This window comes from Kocuria marina, from assembly GCF_000786655.1.
GTDB lineage: Bacteria > Actinomycetota > Actinomycetes > Actinomycetales > Micrococcaceae > Kocuria > Kocuria marina_A.
Window position 1 is genome coordinate 1 of the sequence record NZ_JROM01000014.1, and the last position, 4,062, is coordinate 4,062.

At 63.9% G+C, this 4,062-nt stretch carries 2 protein-coding genes and 3 pseudogenes; 4 read left to right on the forward strand and 1 reads right to left on the reverse strand.

The window, feature by feature from the left end:
* Positions 1 to 354: 354 nt before the first annotated feature.
* From AS25_RS15185 to AS25_RS02675, 4 genes and pseudogenes are all read left to right on the forward strand, one after another.
* Positions 355 to 534, forward strand: a pseudogene (locus AS25_RS15185) (IS3-like element IS3501 family transposase); the annotation flags it as partial.
* Positions 535 to 580: 46 nt separating this feature from the next.
* Positions 581 to 1,890 (forward strand): annotated as a pseudogene (locus tag AS25_RS02670) (IS30 family transposase).
* 13 nt (positions 1,891 to 1,903) lie between these two features.
* Positions 1,904 to 2,184 (forward strand): annotated as a pseudogene (locus AS25_RS14085) (integrase core domain-containing protein); the annotation flags it as partial.
* 58 nt (positions 2,185 to 2,242) lie between these two features.
* Entirely contained in the window at positions 2,243 to 2,782 is a 540-nt protein-coding gene (locus tag AS25_RS02675) for a recombinase family protein (protein ID WP_253270449.1), read from the forward strand.
* A gap of 327 nt (positions 2,783 to 3,109) precedes the next feature.
* Here AS25_RS02675 and AS25_RS02680 read toward each other — a convergent pair.
* The coding region (locus AS25_RS02680) for a hypothetical protein (RefSeq protein WP_216594102.1) at positions 3,110 to 4,062 on the reverse strand (953 nt) is incomplete at its 5' end.

Sequence of the window (4,062 nt, forward strand, 5' to 3'; positions counted from 1 at the left end):
AGACAGCGCAGATGCTTGCCGTCGGAGTCACTGACAGCCGCCGCGAGTTTCACCTCCACACCGACGACGCCGCCGTTGTGGTCTTGCCTACGGCCTTGGGTCCGTCGAGTGCGGGGGCTGCTACCCCGCCAAAGAGGTCATCCGGTTCGAGATCCACGATGCGACGTGTGCGCATCATGGTTCAACCATGCCGTGAGCAAGCGCGGAACTAGACAAGACGCATAATCCGAACTCGCAAGAACGCCGACAGGTTGCCACCACGCCGACCCCTTCGAAGCTGGGCGAATTTTGACCACTTGACGTCGACACCTGCGGACCCTTCGCACGAGTGGCGCCGCCCCGGCTTGCCTGGTCGGGTTCTGCTACACAGCGTTCGTCACCGACGTGTTCACCCGAAAAATCGTGGGCTGGGCAGTCTCCGCCTCGCTGCACACCGTGGGCTTGCCGCTACTGGCTCTGGAACATGCTTTGCTGAACACAGGTGCCAGCCAGGACAGGCAGGGCCTGGTCCACCACAGCGACAGGGGCAGCCAAGGCGGATTCAACTGGTCGTCGCAACACCTCGATCGGGAGGTGTCAGATGGTTCGTCGTCAGCAGGCAGCAGATCGGGCGGAGCGACCGAAGCTTCGGTCCCCTGGGCATCCGAAGTTCCAACGGCATGTCGAGGCGGCGTTCTGGGCGGAGATCGCCAAGGGGCTATTGCCCATCGAGGCTGCTGCCGTGGTCGGCGTGGCGCAAGCTGTCGGTCAGCGATGGTTCCGCCACGCTGGCGGCATGCCTCCATTCGATCTGAAGTTCACGCCAACCGGACGCTACCTGTCGTTCGCTGAGCGTGAGGAGATCGCATTCCTGCGTGCTCAGGGACGCGGCGTGCGCGAGATCGCTCGAACTCTAGGCCGTAACCCGGGGACGATCTCCCGTGAGCTGCGCCGGAATGCGGCCGTCCGCTACGGAAGTCGCGGGTATCGAGCGTGGGTTGCGCAGTGGAAGGCCGACATGGCCGCGAAACGCCCGAAGGCGGCGAAGCTGGTCACGAACGTGCGGTTGCATACCTACGTCCAGGACCGATTATCGGGGCAGATCGCCACGCCTGATGGCAAGGTGATAATCGGTCCCGAGCCTCCACGGTTCACGGGGATCAACAAGCCCCACCGTAAGCACCGCGGGTGGTCCACGGCGTGGAGTCCGGAGCAGATCAGCAACCGGCTCAAGGTCGACTTGTCTGGTGTCTGCGCACGGGCCGGGCGCTGCGCGCGCCGCGGGAACGATCCCGTCGCAAGACTTGGGCGCACGTCACTCCTGGAACGCTGATCAGCGAACGTCCCGCAGAAGCCGGAGACCGAGCTGTTCCCGGCCATTGGGAAGGCGACCTGCTGATTGGGCTCCAGCGCTCAGCGATTGGCACCGTCGTCGACCGCACGACCAGGTTCACGATGCTGGTCCACCGCCCCCGTGAGAAGGGATACCGACACAAGGAAACACCCAAGAACGGCTCCGCGCTGACCGGCTACGGCGCGATCACGATGAAGAACGGCCTGGCGGACACGATGTCGACGCTGCCCGCCCAACTGCCGAGGTCGTTGACCTGGGATCGCGGCAAGGAGATGTCCGCTCATGCACAGTTCACGGTCGAGACGGGCATCCCGGTGTTCTTCGCCGATCCGCAGTCCCCCTGGCAACGCGGCACGAACGAGAACACCAACGGACTACTGCGCCAGTACTTTCCCAAGGGCACTGACCTATCCCGCTGGACGGCAGAAGACATCAGCGCCGTCGCCCACGCCCTCAACAGCAGGCCCCGCAAGACGCTGGGCTGGAAGACCCCTGCCGAGGCCTTCAACGAGCAGCTACTGTTGCTCCAACAAGCCGGTGTTGCAACCACCGGTTGAACCTGGTCCATGTCGAAGCCGCCGATACGTCCACCGCCTACGGCACCACCAGCTCGTCGGGTCCATGGGCCGCGTCGGCGCTGCCGGTGACAACGCGGCCATGGAAAGTTTCTTCGCGCTACTGCAGAAGAACGTCCTCAACAGCCGCCGCTGGTACACCCGCGACGAGTTGCGGATCGCGATCGTCACCTGGAACGAACGTACCACTGCCGCCGGCGTCAGGACCGGCTCGGCCGATTGACGCCGATCGAGTACGAGACCACCATGACCACACCAGCCGATTTGGCAGCCTAACCACTGCCACCTGATCGTGCGGCAGTCCCCTTTGACGGGACAATGGGGAGGGGAATCGGTGACCCGACTGGGCTACGCGCGGGTGAGCTCGGCCGCCCAGGACACGGCACTGCAGATCCGGGACCTGGAAGCCGCCGGCTGTGAACGCATCTATCGCGACCACGGGGTCAGCGGCACCCGGGCCAACCACCCCGAACTGGACAAGATGCTCGACCGTCTCAGCCGCGGCGATGAAGTCGTCGTGTGGAAACTGGACCGGCTCGGGCGCAACACCCGCAACCTGCTCGAGCTGCTCGACACTTTCAAGGCCCGCGGCATCAAGTTCCGTTCGCTGCGCGATGGCATCACCACCGATCCGGACACCGAGCTCGGCGGGGCCATGGCCCAGGCCATGGTCACCATCATCTCCGCCTTCGCTCAGCTCGAGCGCGACCAGCTTTCGGAACGAACCAAGGCCGGCATGGCCGCAGCCGCGGACCAAGGGCGCCGAGCCGGTCGCCGCGAAGTCACGGCCGAGTACCCGAAAAGGTCAAGCGGGCCCGCGAGCTCAAAGCCCAAGGGCTTACACCGGCAGACATCGACAAGGTCATCGGCGTGAGCCGGGCCACTGTCTACCGATACCTGAGCTTGGAACCCGACTGAGACAAACCACCTCCACACCGGGATGATCAGCGCTGGGCTGTGTCGTCGGCATCAGCGCGGCTCCCCGCGTAAGCCTCCGGGCCGGTACGAGTCTCCAACCCGGCCCCGTCGAGCTGCCGGCGCATCCGGCAACTGCCCGATCTCAGCGACCGGGCCGACACGACGTCGTGCCGTGCATGGAACTTCGGAAAGTGAAAGCCACGTCTCACCCACTGGAGAGCTACGCGAGGACGGATGCGAGCTACAGTTTTATGCTCGGGAAAGTGACCCTTCCACGAGGGGGTTAGGTTTTGCGGAGCAGGCCGGTGAGGCCGGCCAGCAGGAACGCAGTGAAGATCCAGCCCAGGAACTTCAGTGCCATCAGCACCGCCTCCAGCCAAGACACCAATGGAGCCCAGGCCGGTGTCTGTAAGGCACTAGCGGGGGTCACGGTGGCGGCAGCATAGGACCACGGCCGCAGACACGGATACCGGCCACCGAAGTCCTCACACGGAGTAGCACCATTTATCGCGACAGCGGCATCGTCTGCGGCTTCAGTGCTGTGCGTGGCGATGTAAGCGGTCTGGGCCGAGACTGGACTGGTCGGGACGAAACTGTGCGTGTTGGCGGCAATCAGCACGTACGCGAGGATGAACGCCCCGGCGAACCAGCAGAGTGTGCGCAACGGGTAGTATCCGTAGCCGACCAGCCATCGATAGAAGAACTGGATGGCCTGCACCCGCAATGGTTGTCGACGGATTGTATATTTGGTGGCATCGTAGCGCAGTCGACGGGCAACGGTTGTGTGGCCGATCCGGTCGTACACGTTCGCAAGTTCATACCAGGGCTGTGGGACAAACTCATCGGACTTCGAATGAGGTAGGAGCCAGCGTTCTGCTGCTTGGGGGTCATTGCGCAACCAGCCGTGTACGTCCCTCAAGCTCCACCCGGTGGCGTGCAACATACCGAGAGACTCCTGGGGCGGACAACGTTCATCGGTGACGAAGCTCCCTATCCGCACTCCGCTAAGGAAGACGCCTCCATCGATGCGGAAGTTGTCCATCAAGCACAACGTCTCGATCGATGCGCTTTCTAAGCTCAATGCATCCCCGTCCGGGTTGACCAGACTCGCCTCCTGCAACCCGAGCTGCCCGGTGATACGGGCTCCCAGAGCCCGCACCTGGCCCTCAGCAGTGAGCTTATCCGCGAACACGCCCCCCTCGATCTGGGCTCTGTCCAGGGACAACGCGTTCGCGT